This is a genomic window from Nostoc sp., from assembly GCF_036917275.1.
Lineage (GTDB): Bacteria > Cyanobacteriota > Cyanobacteriia > Cyanobacteriales > Nostocaceae > Nostoc.
In genome coordinates, this window is sequence record NZ_JBALDF010000042.1 from 1 (window position 1) to 19134 (window position 19134).

Genomic DNA, 19134 nt, shown 5'->3' on the forward strand with positions numbered 1-19134 from the left:
CTTATGGGTTTAGAAACTTTAATAATTTTAGAGTAAGATGCTTATTAAATTGGCATTTTTATTATTAGTTTGGCATAACAAGTACTGAAGAACCATCATTGTTAACCAGAGGGAAGCCGCGAAATTTTAAAATTGGCTTTGCTAATCTCCCCCTTGCGATTGGAATAAATGGTTGAGCGCATCTCATAATAAATTAATTCAAGTTTTCCATAAACCGTTGTGAGCAAGTTCTAAAGTCTCTAAAGCAACAGTGTTGACGTCAGCTTTCAAATCAGGGCCAGCCCATTTAACTGGATAGGCATTAGAGAAATTCCAACGCCACCTTTCAGTGCAGGTATTGTCCAAGAGAACGACAGAACCGTTTTGTCGCTGAAATTGTCCAGCAATGACATTTTGATGCCACGTCCAAAGCTCAAATGAGTACGGTGATGCCGCGTTTGAGGACTAAATTCGGAAATTTTGTCCCCTTTGGTAGCCGATGTACAAAATTATTCACACCGCCTTCGTGATAGTCTTCTGTTTCTGCTTGCAAACCAGAGACTTCAGAAAAGCCTCCGATTACTAGACCCTGAATTTCAACCAAAAAGTTAAAGGCTGCATACGGGTTTATTGTTTGTCCTACAACCATGAATTTTCCCTTGACTACAAACTTTATTGATTGTTTACATTACTATTTAACTTACGATTTATCTTGGATATTTCCTCACACCAAATTTGGCGATCGCGATGTTCCATTTGCATGATGTCGTCATAAGACCACGGAAAATGATATGCAATAAAAGCTACCTCTTCATACAACTTGTCTAAGGGGTAGCCAACTATACTTCCCCCAGGTTGTTGTCCTCCACTTCATACTCATGTCCGCACTTCGGGCAGACTGTCTTAATATTTCCTGTGCCATCTTCGTTAATCCGACGGTAGAAGTCTTGCAGAAAAGCCATATCAGTCGCAAAAATCCCTTCAACAATTTTCGGATTGATTTGCTCCACCGAACCCAAACGGGTAATCACCCTAGATAAAAGGATGATAACTAAATAATTAGGGTTGCTCTGCACGCGGGGATCTTTCGTTGGTGCAATCTCGTCTAAGGCAGTTGCTAAACGCATCACCCCATCTCGGTGGAGATTGCCATCCGAGTCTACATAGCCACGAGGCAGAGAAAAAGCAAACTCTGTTTGTAGCATTAGCCTTTAGCTACTCCCTCGTGAGCAATTTCTAAAGTTTCAATTGCGACTTCGTTCGCTGTAGCATTGAAGCTAGCACCAGTCCATTTAGTGGGCCAAGCTTCCCGAAAATTCCAGCGCATCTTTTCTTCTCCGACATCATCTAAAAGAACAATCGACCCGTTTTTGCGCTCTACAGTGCCCTCTACAGCTTTAGTTCGCCATTGCCAGAGTTCTTGGTCATCAGTAATCCCATATTTTAGGGAAATATTTGAATACTTTACCAAACCAGTCAACTTGCGGACTGTGAGAAATTTCTCGTTACCTTCACGATATTCGATTGGATCTTGGGCAGAATCCAACCCGGAACATTCGCGAAAACCAGCACGAGTAATACCATCAATTTCAACTAAAAAGTTATATCCCTTCAATGGATCTTTGCGAACACCAGTTGCCATAATCAAACTTCCTTAATCTGTGATAGTGATGCCGTTAGCACTTTGGATAATCCGAACAATGATGAATTCACCCGGAACGGCTGGAGCTAAAGCAATTTCAATTGCCACGTTTCCTAAATCTCTACTTTCTGGGGGGTTAGTTTCTTCGTCGCACTTGACGTAAAAAGCTTCTGTAGGTGAACCACCCTTCAGCACCCCCTTTTGAAACAAGTCATAGAAATAAGCGGTCAATTCCCGCTCTATATTTGCCCATAACCTGGTATCGTTGGGTTCAAATACCACATCTGCCATATTCATCTCTAACCATCGCTCGACTGTCACGAACAGTCTACGCACGTTGACGTAGACCCACTTCTGCTTTGAACTCAGTGTCCTGGCTCCCCAAACTCGAATGCCGCGTCCAGGAAATGCCCGCAGACAGTTGATATTTTGGGGATTGAGTTTATCCTGCTGGGTATTGGTCAAGGTAATTTCTAGGTCGAGTACACCTGCTAAAATTTCGTTTGCAGGTGCCTTGTGAACGCCAATGCGCTCATCACTACGGGCATACACACCAGCGATATGGCCGCAAGGCGGAACAAAACAACCGCTCTCTTGGGGACCGTCGGCGATGCGAATCCAAGGGTAGTACAAAGCACCGTAGTCTCCAGTTAATCTTTGCCGTTGTGCCTGAACTTGTTCGAGGTTCGCTCTCGGTAGGGAGTCCAGAATCGCAAAGCGATCGCCTAAACGACTACAATGACTCAAAATGGCTGACTGCATAACCCGTACCCGATTAGGGTCAATTTTTTCCGGAGGCTCAACCATAATATCCGGCGCACATACCAAATCAATGGTCTTGAGAGTTTCCAGGGCAGCTAGTCCCTCAGAGAGTGCATTTAAATCAGCGTCTTTGAGCCGCACCAGATAACACAAGCTACCCCCATTTTGGAAAAATCCCCGCACGACATAAGCCAAATAACTATTGGGCAAAGGTTTCTCAAATAACTGCTCGAACTCAGACCAATGCGTTAAAGGCTGAGGCTGATTAACGGCAATTTCAGTATTTTCACAGAGTCCCAAAAACGCTGGTACACCTGTAGGTAATCTAACCTTCGGCTCTGATAAAATATATTTATAGACACCTGGGGCTTTGTACATAGTTACCTTGCCATCTGATGTGGGGTTGCGATCGCATAGTGTGCCTTCTCTACGAGACGCTTCGCGAACGGCATCGCCTGCTCAAGCGCTGCTTTTTATTTGTCAGTCCCTTATTAGCCATTAGCTTTTGGGCCAGCCCACTGACTGATCCGGAAGATGACAAACTCGGCTGGTTTGACAACTGCCACACCAATTTCTGTCACAACCTGACCTAAATCTCTAACTTCCGGCGGATTAGTTTCTTCGTCACACTTGACATAGAAAGCTTCTTGTGGAGTCTTGCCAAATAAAGCTCCATCATGCCAAACATTAGTCAGAAAGGCTGAAACATTGCGTCGGATTTTAGCCCACAGTTTAAAATCGTTAGGCTCAAAGACTGCCCACTGAGTACCTTCGTCAATGGATTCACGCAGGTAAAGAAACAAACGGCGAACGTTGATGTACTGCCACTCTGGGTCTTCTTTGCTTGCGAGAGTCCGGGCACCCCAAATTAGGATATTGTTGCCGCTGAATTTGCGAATCACATTGATCCCATCTGGATTTAGCCCTGCCTGATCTGCCTTGGTGACATCAATTTCAACTCCTTCGGCACCGCGAATTACCTCGTTAGCTGGTGCTTTATGTACTCCGCGCTCGGTGTCCACACGGGAATAGACTCCAGCAATGTAACCACTGGGAGGGACATAAATATTCTTGTCAGTGATCGGGTCGAAAACCTCGATCCAGGGAAAATAGATAGCACCATAGCTACTATCTCTAGTTCCTCCTTGAATAGCCTCTTTAGTGAGATTAAAATTAGTAACTTCTTCATGCCGACCATCTAAAATTGCAAAGCGGTCTTGCAAATATGTGTCTTCGCAATGATCCAAAATAGCATTCTGGACTTCATCACTAACCGCACCAGGTACGACAACTATGGCAATTTCATCAATAGGCTTGAGAGTTTCTAAGGCTACTCTGACATTTTCAGGATTGATTTCATCAGCGATGCGAGTTACCCAACAACGGGTGCCACCATTGTTGAAAAAGCCGAATAGAGCATGAGCTAAGGTTGCATTACCTTCTTGAAAGTCGCCAAACCCCGTCTTGAACCTTTCCCAACTAGTAATCAATTGTGACTATTTTTCAATCCTAATAATATTTCTTCGTATTCAGTTTTTTGTGCTGCTAATTTTGTTGTTTTAATTAAATTTTCTATATTTCGTTTTTCGGTTTTTCTTCGTGCATCTAATTCTTTATTTATCTGTGTCATTACATGAAATCTATCTGCTACTACCTGAGCATTCGGCATTAATTCTTCTATTAAGCTTTTATACCCACGCCACAAATCTATACTTACTTCTTTTATTTGCTCTAATAGCTCAAGTTCCCATCCTAAAAGGGTTTGTTTGATGATTTCTTGTCTGCGTAGGCGTAGCCCGTCGTAGACATCGCTTAAAATCGCAATTAGTTTAGATGTATCTAAATTTACTAGTACCGCACAGTAATTACCCTTTCGTTTAATCAGAGCTATCTCATCAAGCCCAAGTCTTTTTAAATTTAAAGGTTTTAAATTGGGTAATTCCTCAGATGCATCTTTTAACATCCGTTCTATCTCTTCCGTTGTAACGATTATGTCTGGAATTTGAAACAGGCTACGAGTTTTGACAAGTTGCGTCCTTTGCGGGTCAAGGAAAACAAGTATCGCTGAAATGCTTTTGTGATATGGGTTTCAGCCTTAGCGTACAATTTTCCCGTTTTGGCACGGTGATGCCTAGTGCCATTCGTCCTGAAACCCTGAAACCTACGGAGGTGGGTTTTGCCTGTGTAGTCGAAGTTTCTAACCGCCCTTTTAACTTAAGTTCATTCATAACGTGTAGATCGTAGCTGGTAAAGATGGGTCAGAAGCAAAATAATATGAAACATACAATTTCTCTTATTTAATGCCACATACTACAATGAGGAGGCAAAAAAAGTGCGTAGGCGTAGCCCGTCGTAGACATCGCACAGCATCTGATAGAAAGCATTTTGATTCTGACTCACATTATTCAAATTTGATTGCTAAGTGCGTATGCAAAAATATTTATGTCATTGCGAGCGGAATGAAATGTAGCGAAGCAATCCCAAGACCTTGCGATTGCTTCATTCCGCTTTGCTCCATTCACAATGACAAATGTATATTTAATTTTGCATTACTACTTATAGATGTAAAAACTATTGTCCTTGCATGAATACTTTCACCAATTGGAAAACCCTAAACTGGCCTGAATATGGTGCAGAATTGCTGGGAACTGCTTTCAATCTATTGGTTGGATTCAGTATAATCACCTTCAATTTTGGCAAAGGCTTGCCGATGGAGCATCTTATCCCTGCTGTGAGTCCTCGTTTATTAATTAATGGTCTAATTTTCGCTGGCAGTGGCGCAATTTATAGTATTTCACCTTTGGGAAAGCTGAGTGGTTCGCACCTCAATCCCTGCTTATCATTGGCATTTTGGGTGCAAGGCAAAATGCATAAACGTGACTTAATTGGATATATTATTAGTCAATTTATTGGCGCAATTATTGGCACATGTTTAGCCTTAGCTTTGTGGAAAAATTATTTTATTGGCGTCAATTATTGTATTACTTTACCTGGAATAGGTTATCCTTTATGGTATGTATTTCTGGCTGAGGTTTTTATGACCTTTCTGCTAGTATTATCTATCTTTATCTTCTTAAGTCATCATCACCTATTGCGCTGGACACCTTTAATGGTGTGGCTTTTAGTAGCAACTATGGTATGGTTGGGAGCGCCAATTTCGGGTACTAGTATGAATACAGCACGCAGTATTAGCCCTGCTTTCTTAGCATGGTCTTGGCAATACCAGTGGATTTATTGTATTGCGTCCCCATTAGGAGCATTAATTGCTGTCAAAGTTTTTCAACTTCTAGCTATGGGTGAACGCGAAGTTTTGACAGGCAAACTTTTTCATGTTCCCAACTATCGTTGTATTTTTAAAAATGTGAAAGTATCACATATTCAAAAACATCAATAGATTGACTATTTTAGCATCTACCTAAACCTAAAAATTTCCTTGAGTCCTTTTTTAATCTAATAGATAGATCAGTGTCAGAAAACAATGTGCGTTTAATTGAGAGCCATTTATCAAATTCAAAAAATATCAAAATACTCTAGAAGGATAAAATCAATGAAGAAACTAGAAGGTAAAATAGCTTTAGTCACTGGTAGCAGTGGAGGAATAGGTCAAGCGATCGCTGTACGTCTTGCTGAGGAAGGTGCAGATGTTGTGATAGACTACCGTTCTCATCCCGAAGGCGCTCAAGAAACTTTGTCGAAAGTGGAAGCTGTGGGATGCAAAGGCTTAACTGTTAAAGCTGATTTAAGTATAATCAGCGACATTCGCCATTTAATAGACCAAGGTATTCAACACTTTGGAAAGCTAGACATTCTGGTAAATAATGCTGGAATCGACGGTAGAAATGCTGACTTCTGGAACCTCACCGAAGCCGACTATGATGCCGTGATGAATCTAAACCTCAAAGGTACATTTTTCGCAACTCAAGCGATCGCCCAGCACCTAATCGAAACCAAGCGAACTGGTAAAATCATCAATATTAGCTCTACCCATGAGGAAATAGCATTCCCCCACTTCACTCACTATTGTGCCAGCAAGGGTGGTGTAAAAATGATGATGCGTAACCTTGCAGTTGAGTTTGGCCCTCTGGGAATTACAATTAACAATGTTGCCCCAGGAGCGATCGAGACACCAATCAATACTAAACTATTAAATGACCCAGAAAAATTGGGAGCGCTATTGAAAAATATTCCCTTGGGTCGTTTAGGCAAAACGACAGATATTGCCCCCATAGTTGCCTTTTTAGCTTCATCAGATGCCGACTACATCACAGGCGCAACTTTCTATGTAGATGGAGGATTAAGCCGAAATTATCACGAACAGTAGATAGATTGTGTTGGCTCTACCATTCAAATAATAAACCAGTGTTTCCAATTTGCGAGATCCACGACAAAAGTACTACAGCAACAGTCAAAAGACGAAACAGTACTTTGTGCAACAATACCGGACAAGGTGTGGTGTACAACTCACTTGTATGGATGCCAAGGTTGGTGATTGGGATGGTGCTTATCATCAAGGAACAGTTTGGGGCTGGCTGATTGGGCCATTTGTTTTAGCCCATTTGCGTGTTTTCAATTATCCAGCCCAAGCTCGGAGTTTCCTTGAGCCAATGGCTAATCATCTATGCGCTCACGGGGTTGGTAGCCTCAGTGAAATTTTTAATGGCGATGAACCATTCACCCCACGCGGTTGTATTGCTCAAGCTTGGATAGCAACATCCTAAATGCATACTCTGACTAATTTGTATAGTCCGTAAGTCCTAATTTAATCCCAAATCGCTATGACTCAAGAAGAAGTAAGATTAGCAGCAGACCGTGATCGCACAGCCTACTGGAAACGATGGGGTTCCTATCTGAGTGAACGCCAGTGGGGAACAGTGCGCGAAGACTATAGCCCTGATAGTACTGCCTGGGAATTCTTTCCCCACGACCATGCTCGCTCTCGCGCCTATCGCTGGGGAGAAGATGGGATTGCGGGAATATCCGACAATCATCAGCGACTATGTTTTGCGATCGCTCTCTGGAATGGTGAGGATGCTATTCTCAAAGAAAGGCTTTTCGGTCTGACCGGAAAGCAGGGAAATCACGGAGAAGATGTTAAAGAATACTACTTCTACCTGGATAACACCCCGACTCATTCCTACATGAAATATCTTTATAAATATCCCCAAGCAGCTTTCCCATATAACCAACTAGTAGAAGAAAATCGCCGCAGAGATCGCCAAAGTCCAGAGTTTGAATTAATCAACACAGGTATATTTGACCAAGACCGCTATTTTGATGTATTCGTTGAATACGCTAAGGCTTCACCCGAGGATATTTTAATTGAAATTAGTGTAATTAACCGAGGCCCAGAAGCAAAAACGCTGCATTTATTACCAACACTCTGGTTCCGCAACACTTGGTCTTGGACTGATAGTCAAGAAGAAAAACCGTGGTTGAAAATTAGCCAATCTAACTCTCAACTCAGCACCATCGAAGCTTATCACCCCTCCTTAGAAACCCGATGGTTGTACTGTAATGAAACTCCAGAACTACTATTTACCGAAAACGACACTAATAATCAAAGATTGTTTGGAGTTAATAATGCTTCCCCATACGTTAAAGATGGAATTAACAATTATCTGGTAAATGGGCAAAAAACAGATGTCAATCCAAATCGCATTGGTACTAAGTTTGCTGCTTGTTATGAATTAAACATTGGTGCAGGTGAAACCAAAAAAATCCGATTGCGATTAAGTAACGCGCAAGATTTAACTGCACCATTCGGGGCTGAATTTGATACAGTTTGGCAACAACGCCAGCGCGAAGCAGATGAATTTTATCAACGAATTTGCCCGTTGCCAATGTCAGAAGATAAGCGAAATGTGCAGCGACAGGCATTTGCTGGGATGTTATGGAGCAAACAATTTTACTATTATGTAATTCAAGAATGGCTAAAAGGCGATCCGGCTAGCCCAATGCCGCCAGCATCCCGACTTAGTGGTAGAAACCATGAATGGTTTCATGTATTTAACGACGATATAATTTCCATGCCCGACAAATGGGAATATCCTTGGTTTGCGGCTTGGGATTTAGCTTTTCATGTAATTCCTCTCTCAATGATTGACCCCGAATTTGCCAAGCTGCAACTGAGTCGCTTGACACGGGAGTGGTATATGCATCCCAACGGTCAGCTACCCGCTTATGAATGGGCTTTTGGTGATGTCAATCCGCCTGTACACGCTTGGGCTGCATGGCAAGTTTATCAGATTGAGCAAAAAATCTATGGTCGTGCAGATAAAAAATTTCTGGAAAGTGTTTTTCAGAAATTATTACTAAACTTTACTTGGTGGGTTAATCGGAAAGATTTAGAAGGTAGAAATATCTTTCAGGGTGGCTTTTTGGGTATGGATAATATTGGTGTTTTCGACCGTAGCGTTCAACTACCAACGGGGGGATATTTACAACAAGCAGATGGCACAAGTTGGATGGCGATGTATTGTTTAAATATGCTGACCATCGCCTTAGAGTTAGCAAAAGATAATTCTACCTACGAAGACATTGCCAGCAAGTTTTTCGAGCATTTTTTATATATAGCTGATGCGATGAACGGCGTAGGCGATGCCGAAATAGCATTATGGGATGAAGACGATGGTTTTTACTACGATGCCCTACATTCACCAAATGGCCATCAATTCCCGATGAAAGTGCGATCGCTCGTGGGGTTAATCCCATTATGTGCCGTAAGCATTTTAGAATCAAAAACCTTAGATCAACTTCCAGGCTTTCACCAACGCACGCAATGGTTTTTGCAAAATCGTCACGATTTGACTAGAAATATCGCTTGCATGCACACACAAGGTATGGGTGAAAAGCGACTTTTAGCGATCGTTTATCCAGATAAACTCCGTCGTATCTTAGAAAAGATGTTAGATGCAACCGAATTTTTTAGTCCTTATGGTATTCGCTCTGTTTCTAAAGTTCATGCATCCCATCCTTACGTTTTAAAAGTTGATGGACAAGAACATCGAGTCGATTACGAACCTGCTGAGTCTACCACCGGAATGTTTGGCGGTAATTCTAACTGGCGCGGGCCAATTTGGTTTCCGATTAATTATCTCCTCCTAGAATCGCTGGAAAAGTTCTATAGCTACTTCGGCGACGATTTCAAAGTTGAATGTCCCACTGGTTCAGGTCAAATGATGACCCTCAAGGAGGTATCAATTGCATTAGGTGAAAGACTGATCGAAATTTTTCTGACTGATGCTTCTGGTCAGCGACCCTTTTATGGCGGAACAGAAAAATTCCAAACAGATCCAAATTGGCGCAATCTGATTCTGTTCAATGAATACTTTCACGGAGATAACGGCGCTGGTATTGGTGCTAGTCATCAAACTGGATGGACAGGTTTAATCGCAAAATTAATTCAGGAATGTTCAGAACAGGCGTTATCAGACGATATCTGAAAAGTTTTTTGTATATACCAAGCCTAAAAAAAAATAGGTATTGTATGTCAATACCTTCGCCAATTTCCGAGGCTGAGTTGATGTATTAACGTCCTGTTCTCCAGGGTTTGACAAAAACAATAAGTCCTAAAAATTCCTTCAAGGTTTCCCTTAAGCGTTTTTTAACGTATTGACCGCAGTATCAGGGGTTTTAGCTTCCAAGCTACCCTGTAAGCTAAACCCTTATTTATGAATTATTTTGCCGTTTTTGCCAAAATTTTTGTAGGCTCTTATTTTGGTAAAGGTATTGATTAAGACTACTTAATTATGGAACATTCCAGCACACATAAATACTTCATAAGCATAAGAAAAATCACTTCGTTCGTATTCATCTGTGGAAAACTACTACTGCTGACCTCTTGTAGTTCTACTAAATTGGACATGTCATCTAACTTGTCCCATACAGCAAGCGCGATCGCAGATGTGTCTGGTGCAGCTAACTTGTCTAATACAACACTGCCACCAGCAGATATTATTAAGCCAATAGAGGTTTTGAGAAGCCAAAAATACTCTGAAGGAGTTGTTGTAGACGGTGAAGGCAACCTCTACTTCTCTCAAACCAAAGCCGGAACCATCACCATTTTACCTCCTAATGGCACTCCTCGACTTTGGGCTAAAGTTGAAGGCGCTAATGGACACAAGATTATGTCTCAAGGTATTCATATTGTCGCAGCCAAAAACTCGGTTGTGAAACTAGATGCCAATGGTCAGATTATAAAAGTGGTTGCAAAAAAATTTAATGGCAAAACTCTACAGTATCCCAACGACATCACCATTGATCAGCAAGGAGGATTTTACTTTACTGACTCCGGCAACTCAAATTCTCAGACCCCCAATGGTGCAGTTTACTACGTGTCTCCAACAGAGAAAATCAGCCAGGTTGTTAACGGATTAGCCTTTGCCAACGGGATCGTCCTTACCCCAGATCGCAAGCATCTCTTTGTGGCCGAGAGCAATAAAAATCGGATTTTAGAGTATGATGTGCGATCGCCAGGAAAGGTAGAATCTCAGAAAGTGTTTGCTGAACTCCCTCTCAAACAGGGAAAACAAATCGACAATAAGCCTGACGGAATGAGCATAGACGCACAGGGAAATCTATACGTGGCTCACTATGGCATGGGTCAAGTACAAGTACTCAATACTAAGGGACAACTGCTCCGTCGATATTCCAGCGGCAACCTGACTACCAGCAATTGTGCTTTTGGCGGTTCAGATATGAAGCATCTGTTCGTCACTGGTGGCGTGGAAACGGAAGAAGGTCAAGGAGGAATCTTCCGTCTAGACTTGGGCGTGCGTGGGTTGGACATTCGCCCCAATTAGCTTGTATTACCTTCAGTTTTGATATAGCAGTTCTCGCTTTAGTGAGGTATTCAAGTTACCAACCCCTACCCGCAAGCGAGGATGGAACTGTGATGTACCTCATGTAATTAGGAAGCGCTGTAAACCAATGCTTGATAACAAGTCCAAATGTTTCAACAACAATATTAGTGTAGTTTATGAACTTGTATTCCAAAAAGATAGTGAGGAAATTGTAGTTATCAAGGGAGCTATACCAAAAGCTTTAAAGCTTCAATTTAAAGTTATTTGTGTAAAAAAACACCTGGAAATGAGTGAAGTATTGGATAATTTAATTAGAGAATGGATACAAGCAGATGCACCTCTTACCAAATTATCTCTAGATTGCTTAAACGAAGAGACTGAAGATGTTAAAGCGTATGTCCCAAAACCCTTAAAGCATGAATTTAAATTGATTTGCACTCAGAAACGAGTCACTATCCGTTCTATTTTATATCTACTCATTAAGCAATGGGTAGATATAGAATATCCATATTAATTATTCCACACTATGAAGAAAAAAGATCGTTGGAAAATTGGAATTGCTAATTATTTCCTCTCTTTTTTGCATAACATTAATATGTCACACTGATTGCGGGTTGGAAAAAATTACTGAAGCAGCGATTAACGACCATTAGACATCTCCATAAATTAAATATCCTTTATGCAGAACCCTTGTAGAGACGCGATATATCGCGTCTCTACATTCTTTTTCACCAGATGTCTATTAGTTCAAGCGTTCGTGTAGCGTCTTGTAGAGAGGGGATTTATAGTGAAATTCCTAGCTGGTAATGACCTTAAATTTCTGGATTTACCAAGCGGGTAGTAGGACGACTCTGATACAAGTCCTGAATGACTTGGAAAACAGAAACTACAGCTACAAGCGTAATGACTACAACAGGTAACAAACCTTTGCCTAAGATAGCGATCGCTAGCAGCACAACTGCACCCCAAAGTCGATACCGGGAACGGATTTTACAATAGCGGATCACTCCATATCTATGAAGAATACTGATTCCCAAAGAGCATAATCCTACTGAACCACAGATCAGCCATCGCTGTGAATCGGATAGTACTTCGGTTGGCTGGCTCAACAAGATTGTTTCTACACCAACTCCAGCAGCAGCAATCCCAATCATTAACGGTAAATGGGTGTAGAGCCAGATATTGACGACACCAATTCTTCCATGTGTGCGCGCTATCTCAATAGGCGCACCACCCAGGTTGTCAAAATAGACCCACCACCAACTAAAAGCGATAAGTAGACCAAACACGGCAGCAATCACGGTTAAAGTTTCCCATTTCTGCTGAGAAACACCATTTACCACGGCCGTAATTGCTTCGCCTAAGACAATGATGGTAAACAGTCCGAAACGTTCTGGTAAGTGGGAGGCGTGGGGAAGTAACCCAATCTGGAATTTAGATCCTGTTAATGGTGTAACAAAGTCAATAATGATTCCTAATGTCCAGAGTGCGAACCGCCAAGGAATAGGTACAAATGCCGAAACCAACCAACAAAAGGCTGCGATCGCAAAACCAATAGCGTAGCGACTCGTCAAAGGACGGGCTGAAGGAATATGTATTCCAGCCCGGACGTATTCTATAACCAGCACAGCCCTACCAAGAGCATAGGAAAGGGCAAAACCAGGCGAACTCTCACCTAAACCGTGGTGGATGTTGATCGCCATTGCTGCTGCTGTCAGCATTTGCAAACCAATCAGTAACCGATGTCCAATATCATCGCTATCAAAGCGGTTGGCATACAGTGTGGTACCAATCCATGAGAACCAAATAGGTATAAATAAAACTACAAAGTTAAAGTAGCCAGATAGCGATATATCTTCTTTGAGGTTGTGAGCCATTTGAGAAATAGCAACCACAAATACCAAATCGTAAAAAAGTTCTAGCCAAGTGGCGCGCCGCTCTTCTTCCATGTCTTGACCAACGCGTAACCTTGGCGGTTGGAGAAAATTAGTCGTCATATCCGTAATTATTGCTAAGTAACGTGGATTAAATATAAAGGAGGCTAGAGGCTAGAGACGATGTCGAGCTATGGAAAGATGATTTTTCTGCCAAAATCTAATCAATATTTCCGGTTTAGTGTTAATTTCTGTACAATTACTCATCCTTATCCTTACTATCATCTCTGATGTTTATTCTTTAGCAACTAAATTATTTGGCGCATATAATTTGCTACTTTATAAACCTAGTTTACCTGCATGAACTAACAAAAAATTAAGGTTTTAAAATTAGCACAGAGTGTCTTTATATCCGAGAAACCGCTATGTATCTAGTCTGTGTAGCCACGACTTGCGATCGCTAAGTTAAGTATGAAATAAGATTTATTTAACATTCTCTAAATTTTAAGTCTTTAAGGCTTTAAGGACTTTTTGTGATATATTCTTACTTGCGTGTGTTTGCTGCTCTTATGTTAAATATCCTTAGCTAGAGGAGAGAATAAGTAACAAATTTATAATTCCAAAATAGTTTTCTTCAAGATGCATAAATCACAAAGCCAAGCCAGTTATGTTTTATAGCTACAAAGGTAATAGGTTTTATGAAACTTTCAAAGCAGAAGCGTAAACGTGGTCTTATTCTTACTCCAGAAGGATTACAAAAACTTCAGTCTGCTAGACTTACTGCCGAATTAAACGAAAACTATGGCAACAGATATACCTTTGAAGATTTAAGTGAGCGCATTGGCATCAACACAGCAACAATTTCTAAGGTGCTGTCTCGTGAAGACGGAGTTGATAAACGAACAATTGAACTTTTCTTCCAAGCTTTTAATATCCAGCTGGATAAGGATTGTTATACCAATTCTGACCAATCTCAGCGTCAAGATTGGGGAGAAGCGACTAATGTATCAGTATTTTATGGGCGGGCAGAAGAAACGTCCACATTAGAACAATTGCTCCTTGAAGATCGGTGTAAGTTAGTGGCTGTTTTGGGAATGGGAGGAATTGGTAAATCGGCTCTGGTTATAAAGCTGACAGAGCGCATTAAAGATAATTTTGAGTATATCATATGGCGATCGCTGCGAGAAGCCCCGCCCATCAAAAATATTTTAGCTAGCCTGATCCAGTTCTTATCCGACGAGCAAGAAACAGAAGTTTCTTTACCAGAAAGCGTAGGCGAAAGAATATCCAGACTTATTGATTATCTACGGCAGCATCGATGTCTATTGATACTAGATAATATCGAGTCAATTCTGCAAAGTGGTAGTCGAGCCGGACTTTACCGAGAAGGATATCAGGGATACGGGGATTTGCTCAAACGAGTCGGGGAAGTAACTCATCAAAGCTGCTTGCTGCTCACAGGTCGGGAAAAACCTCAAGAAGTGGCATCCTTAGAAGGAGAAACACTATGTGTCCGTTCGTTTATTCTTGGTGGTTTACACGCGCCCGATGGACAGGAAATTTTGAAAGTCAAAGGAGTCTTAGCTTCCGAGTCAGAATCTAGCAGACTGGTAAAGCGTTATGCAGGTAACGCCTTAGCTTTGAAGGTCGTTGCTACTACTATTCAAGATGTATTTTGTGGTGACATATCTAAGTTTTTACAACAAGAGACAACTGTTTTTGGTGATATTCATGAGCTTTTAGAGCAGCAGTTCTTACGCTTATCAAATTTAGAAAAGGATGCAATGTACTGGCTAGCCATCAATCGCGAGCCAGTTTCACTATCAGAAATCCGCAATGATATTGTATCACCAATCCCACCACAAAAAGTATTAGAGTCTTTAGAGTCTCTGGTGAGGCGATCGCTAATCGAAAAAAGTGAAGCACTATTCACACTCCAACCTGTAGTGATAGAGTATGTAACTCAGAAGTTGATAGATCGAGTTTGTCAAGAAATTGCCACTGAGAATATAGATTTATTCAGGTGTCATGCTTTAATGAAGGCAATGGCGAAAGACTACGTCAGGGATATTCAAATTCGGCTGATTGTCCAACCAGTTATAGATGGATTACTTGGTATTTTTAGAAGCAAAAAAAACCTAGAAAATCAGCTAACCAAAATCTTGGTAAATCTCCGAGAAACATCACCTCTAGAACAAAGTTATACAGCTGGAAATATCCTGAATCTGCTTTGTCATCTGGGGACTGACCTCAGCAACTATGATTTTTCTTCTCAAACTCTTTGGCAAGTAGACCTGCGGTGTATGAAATTGCGCGATGTAAATTTTCAAAACGCTGATTTTGATCGGTCTGTCTTTGCTGAAACCTTTGGCGGTGTTTTCTCAGTAGCTTTTAGCCCTGATGGAAAACTTTTGGCTTTAGGTGATACCAATAGTGAGATTCGCTTATACCAAGTCTCAGATTGGAAACAAATTTTTACTTGTAAGGGACATACGAACTGGGTTGTATCACTTGCTTTTAGTCCAGATGGTAGAACTCTTGCAAGCGGAAGTGCTGACTCTACTGTAAAACTGTGGAATACCAGTACAGGTCAAGGCATCCAAACCTTTCGGGAACATAATAATACTGAGGTTTGGTCGGTTGCTTTTAGTCCCGATGGAAACACCCTAATAAGTGGCAGTAATGACCATCTGGTGAGGCTATGGAATGTTAGCACCGGTAAATGCCTGAGAATTTTTCAAGGGCATACAAGTTGGGTAATCTGTGTGATTTTCCATCCGAATGGTCAAATGTTACTGAGCGGCAGTGATGACGATACTATTAGATTGTGGGATGTCAGCACTGGTGAATGCCTGAAAATTTTCCAGGGTCATCGTGATGGCATCCGGTCAATCAGTATCAGTTCTGATGGTCAGACAATAGCGAGTAGCAGTGATGACCAAACAGTGAAGTTGTGGTGCTTGAACACTAGTGAATGTATCGCAACTCTTCAGGGGCATGATAGTGCGATCTGGTCAGTTGCTTTTAGTCCTCAAGGTAATGTTATCGCTACAGGCAGTCACGATCAAACAGTGAAGGTATGGAGTGTTAGCACAGGTGAATGTCTTAAAACTCTTCAGGGTCATTCTGGTTGGGTATTATCCGTCGCTTTTAACCAGCAAGGGGATCTTCTTGCCAGTGGCGGTGATGACCAAACAGTGAAGATATGGAATGTCACTAATGGTCAATGTCTCAAAACCCTTAGCGGATATACCAGTCAGATCTGGTCAGTTGATTATAATTCCGATGGTCAGATATTAGCAAGTGGTAGCCATGACTGCATGGTGAGGTTGTGGAATGTTAATACAGGTGAATGTCTCAAAACTCTCCAGAGCCATCATGCCGCAGTTCGAGCGGTTGCCTTTAGTCCAAATGGACAAATAGTGGCAAGTGGTAGCGACGATCGAACAGTGAAGCTGTGGAATGTCAATACAGGTCAAGTCTTGCAAACTTTTCAAGGACATCATGCTCTAGTCTGGTCAGTTGCTTTTAGTCCAGATGGTCAAATACTAGCAAGTGGTAGTGGCGATCAAACAGTGAGATTGTGGAATGTCAATACGGGTCAAGCTTTGCAAACTTTCCAGGGACATTGTGCTGTAGTTCAATCAGTCGCTTTCAGTCCTCAAGGAAGAATCTTAGCAAGTGGCGCTTGGGATCAGACAGTCAAGCTGTGGGATATTAGTACTGGTGAGTGCAAAGAAACATTAGAGGGTCATAAGAATTGGGTTTGGTCAATTGCTTTTAGTCCAGATGGTCAACTATTAGCCAGTGCCGGTTACGATGGAAAAATCCGGTTGTGGAATATTAGGACTGGTAGCTGTCTTAAAACTTTCGAGGTTTGTGCAAATGGTATCGTTAAAGCAGTTATTTTTAGTCCCGATGGTCAGACTCTAGCCAGTAGCAGTCCCGATTACACAGTAAAATTATGGGATGTGAATACAGGCGAATGCAAAAAAACACTGCGTGGACATTCAGCTTGGATCTGGTCAGTTACCTTTAGCCCAGATAATCAAACTTTAGCTAGCAGTGGCGCTGATGAAACAATTCGACTTTGGGATTTGACGACAAGTGAGTGCTTAAAAACCTTAAAAGCTGAAAAATTCTATCAGGGAATGAACATCAGGGGGATTACAGGCTTAACGACAGCAATGATTGCGACGCTGAAAGCATTGGGTGCTTGTGAAAAATAACTTCTTCGCGTCTCTACAAAGATTTCAGGTGACGTATATTTACAGCTATTTTTAGGTAAATAGACCATAGACCACACCTGTCGTAGGGGCAATTCATGAATTGCCCCTACGACAGATGTGGTTCAAATACTTGAATTCTGCTGTAATTTCTGGAGATGTCTATTATATAAGTAAGTCAGGGTGAAAATTTCAATGTATGTCATTGCGAATGTAACGAAGTGGAATGTTCGCGGAGCGTCTCCAAGAATTGCAATCGCAAAGGTCTTGTGGTTTTTACATTCTGTTACATGGTTATGTTTATTTATAGCGACTTACTTAGTTTTCTTGTGTTGCCTTGTTCCCAGCCTCCAAGCTGGGAACAAGTAAGGTCAAAAGTTGAGGGAAAAATTAAAAATCAGCACTGTCGAGATCGCTTGGCAATCCTTGTGGAAATTCCTTGTTCATAATGTTCTCTAACTCAAAGTCGGGATCGTTTAAGACATCTAAGCTGTTCTCAAAGAGGCTGGTAGGAAAATAGTCAGAGCTTAAAGATTGTTCGTCGATAGCGATAGTTGCGATAGTATTCATTGTTATGTCCTTGTAGTTGTTCTGAATTGGATAGTTGAGGCTGTATCGGATGAGTTAGTCTTAGTTGTTGGGTTACTGCATGAACAGTTAATAACCAAGTCTCACCTTTAGTTGTTTATAGGTTCTAGTAGTTTGAACGGTTTCAAGACATTTTGAATTTCCTCATCTGATATGTAGTCTTTTATCGGTGGGCTAAAGCGCAACAATGCGGCTTGGTAACAGGCTTTTGCCACACGGGTCTGCTCATTCGGAGTAAGTTCTGCAATCATCTCAACTGCCTCCTCTACATGCTCTACGTCAGTACCAATAGCACTGTGTACGCGTAGGCAGCGAGTGGCATTTTTACCTGATGGTAGCAATATTTCTATCCTCTGAATGTATTCTAATCCTCTGCATATTGCTAGGCGTTCGGCCGTATAGGAATAACCTACACAATCAATGGGATCTGAGTTTTGCACAGTTCGGGTGAAGTGATCCACTAAAGCCTTTGCAGATGGAGGAACAAGTGCTTCCACAACTGCTTGAGCTTCATATCCCATCGACTGAATATCAAGGAGAGCGAGTTGATCGTGACCTGCTTCCTCTTTAGCTTTTTTTAAAGCCCACTGTGCCAAACTTTGGCGATTTGCTGAAGCAAAATGTTGAGCAGCTTCTTCCATTAACTGGGGGGTGGAGTGGCACAGATGGTAAAGACCTGCAAGCCGCCATATCCATCGGATGGGAGTCAAGGCTGGTGGTCTGCGATCGCTCTTGACTGTGTACCAAGCAGATGCGATCGCTCGATCTAAAAGCTTTTGAGTTTGAGCTACCCTATCTGCATGATTCATATTTGAATCGGTGCGATCGTCACTCCCCGCAGAATCGGCTTGCTCTACCCTATTGCGGTTGGCAGTTTTCACCACTACTTCATCAAGCACAATACCCGCTGATTTAGTATTAATTAAAAACTTGTTACGCATGGTTTTTTCCTCGGTTGTAGTTATGACAAACAGAATGAGAAAAAGTCATTTGTGGCAATGATGAAACTTGTTAAGAACAACCTCAAAATCACTAAAATTGACGATATTTTCTTGACAACATGTGTTTGCCTTAGAATCAAAACTAACCTTACATCGCAAATAAAGAAGCTAAAGCAATACAGCATACAGACATATCAGAGGTTGGCTAGGGAATTATGCAAGTTCAAAATTAATTTATTTTTCATAATTTTGCTACATAATTCACCAACAGTAAATTAAAGTTTCAGTTTCTAAGTAAGTAGGCGCAAAGAAATTAAAGTT

General features: G+C 41.5%; 16 protein-coding genes and 2 pseudogenes. 7 read left to right on the forward strand and 11 right to left on the reverse strand.

Annotation, left to right across the window (positions count from 1 at the left end; all coding sequences use genetic code 11):
- Positions 1-198: 198 nt before the first annotated feature.
- The 8 genes and pseudogenes from V7K35_RS29745 to V7K35_RS16435 all read right to left on the reverse strand — a co-directional run.
- Positions 199-387 carry a phage tail protein gene (locus V7K35_RS29745; RefSeq protein ID WP_442939736.1) on the reverse strand — a complete coding sequence of 63 codons (189 nt, stop codon included), beginning with the start codon at positions 385-387 and terminating at the stop codon, positions 199-201.
- A gap of 25 nt (positions 388-412) precedes the next feature.
- A complete protein-coding gene (locus V7K35_RS16405) occupies positions 413-628 on the reverse strand; it encodes a phage tail protein (RefSeq protein ID WP_335080310.1) in 216 nt (71 codons plus the stop codon).
- A 23-nt stretch (positions 629-651) separates the two neighbouring features.
- Positions 652-798, reverse strand: coding sequence for a DUF6760 family protein (locus tag V7K35_RS16410; protein ID WP_334726583.1), 147 nt, complete (start codon positions 796-798; stop codon positions 652-654).
- Positions 799-818: 20 nt separating this feature from the next.
- Positions 819-1184, reverse strand: coding sequence for a phage tail assembly protein (locus V7K35_RS16415; RefSeq protein WP_335080311.1), 366 nt, complete (start codon positions 1182-1184; stop codon positions 819-821).
- Positions 1184-1621, reverse strand: coding sequence for a phage tail protein (locus V7K35_RS16420; protein WP_273770280.1), 438 nt, complete (start codon positions 1619-1621; stop codon positions 1184-1186). Before V7K35_RS16420 ends, V7K35_RS16415 begins: the two co-directional genes overlap by 1 nt.
- Positions 1622-1633: 12 nt before the next feature.
- Positions 1634-2761, reverse strand: a complete 1128-nt coding sequence (locus V7K35_RS16425) for a phage tail sheath family protein (RefSeq protein ID WP_335080312.1) — start codon at positions 2759-2761, stop codon at positions 1634-1636.
- 113 nt (positions 2762-2874) lie between these two features.
- Positions 2875-3873 carry a phage tail sheath family protein gene (locus V7K35_RS16430; RefSeq protein ID WP_335080313.1) on the reverse strand — a complete coding sequence of 333 codons (999 nt, stop codon included), beginning with the start codon at positions 3871-3873 and terminating at the stop codon, positions 2875-2877.
- A 5-nt stretch (positions 3874-3878) separates the two neighbouring features.
- A pseudogene (locus V7K35_RS16435) lies at positions 3879-4370 on the reverse strand (ISL3 family transposase); the annotation flags it as partial.
- Positions 4371-4967: 597 nt separating this feature from the next.
- On the opposite strand from V7K35_RS16435, the gene V7K35_RS16440 reads away from it, so the two are divergent.
- The 6 genes and pseudogenes from V7K35_RS16440 to V7K35_RS16465 all read left to right on the forward strand — a co-directional run bounded on the left by V7K35_RS16440 (position 4968) and on the right by V7K35_RS16465 (position 11698).
- A complete protein-coding gene (locus tag V7K35_RS16440; RefSeq protein ID WP_335080314.1) occupies positions 4968-5777 on the forward strand; it encodes an MIP/aquaporin family protein in 810 nt (269 codons plus the stop codon).
- A gap of 153 nt (positions 5778-5930) precedes the next feature.
- Positions 5931-6704: a glucose 1-dehydrogenase gene (locus V7K35_RS16445; RefSeq protein ID WP_334796965.1), complete on the forward strand. Its 774-nt coding sequence runs from the start codon at positions 5931-5933 to the stop codon at positions 6702-6704.
- A gap of 172 nt (positions 6705-6876) precedes the next feature.
- A pseudogene (locus tag V7K35_RS16450) lies at positions 6877-7101 on the forward strand (amylo-alpha-1,6-glucosidase); the annotation flags it as partial.
- Between the two features lie 57 nt (positions 7102-7158).
- Positions 7159-9825 (forward strand): MGH1-like glycoside hydrolase domain-containing protein, encoded by a 2667-nt coding sequence (locus V7K35_RS16455; RefSeq protein ID WP_335080315.1) that lies wholly within the window; start codon positions 7159-7161, stop codon positions 9823-9825.
- Positions 9826-10245: 420 nt separating this feature from the next.
- Entirely contained in the window at positions 10246-11184 is a 939-nt protein-coding gene (locus V7K35_RS16460; RefSeq protein WP_335080316.1) for an SMP-30/gluconolactonase/LRE family protein, read from the forward strand.
- Between the two features lie 127 nt (positions 11185-11311).
- Positions 11312-11698, forward strand: a complete 387-nt coding sequence (locus tag V7K35_RS16465; protein ID WP_335080317.1) for a hypothetical protein — start codon at positions 11312-11314, stop codon at positions 11696-11698.
- Between the two features lie 298 nt (positions 11699-11996).
- Here the strand turns inward: V7K35_RS16465 and V7K35_RS16470 are convergent, their stop codons facing one another.
- The gene (locus V7K35_RS16470) at positions 11997-13181 is read right to left on the reverse strand and encodes a low temperature requirement protein A (RefSeq protein WP_335080318.1); all 1185 of its coding nucleotides are present in this window, start codon (positions 13179-13181) and stop codon (positions 11997-11999) included.
- Between the two features lie 575 nt (positions 13182-13756).
- Between V7K35_RS16470 and V7K35_RS16475 the strand changes: the two genes are divergently transcribed.
- Positions 13757-17287: an NB-ARC domain-containing protein gene (locus V7K35_RS16475; RefSeq protein ID WP_335080319.1), complete on the forward strand. Its 3531-nt coding sequence runs from the start codon at positions 13757-13759 to the stop codon at positions 17285-17287.
- A gap of 387 nt (positions 17288-17674) precedes the next feature.
- Here the strand turns inward: V7K35_RS16475 and V7K35_RS16480 are convergent, their stop codons facing one another.
- Both V7K35_RS16480 and V7K35_RS16485 read right to left on the reverse strand, forming a co-directional pair.
- Positions 17675-17854 (reverse strand): hypothetical protein, encoded by a 180-nt coding sequence (locus V7K35_RS16480; protein ID WP_334796959.1) that lies wholly within the window; start codon positions 17852-17854, stop codon positions 17675-17677.
- Positions 17855-17961: 107 nt separating this feature from the next.
- Entirely contained in the window at positions 17962-18813 is an 852-nt protein-coding gene (locus tag V7K35_RS16485) for a hypothetical protein (protein ID WP_335080320.1), read from the reverse strand.
- Positions 18814-19134: the final 321 nt, after the last annotated feature.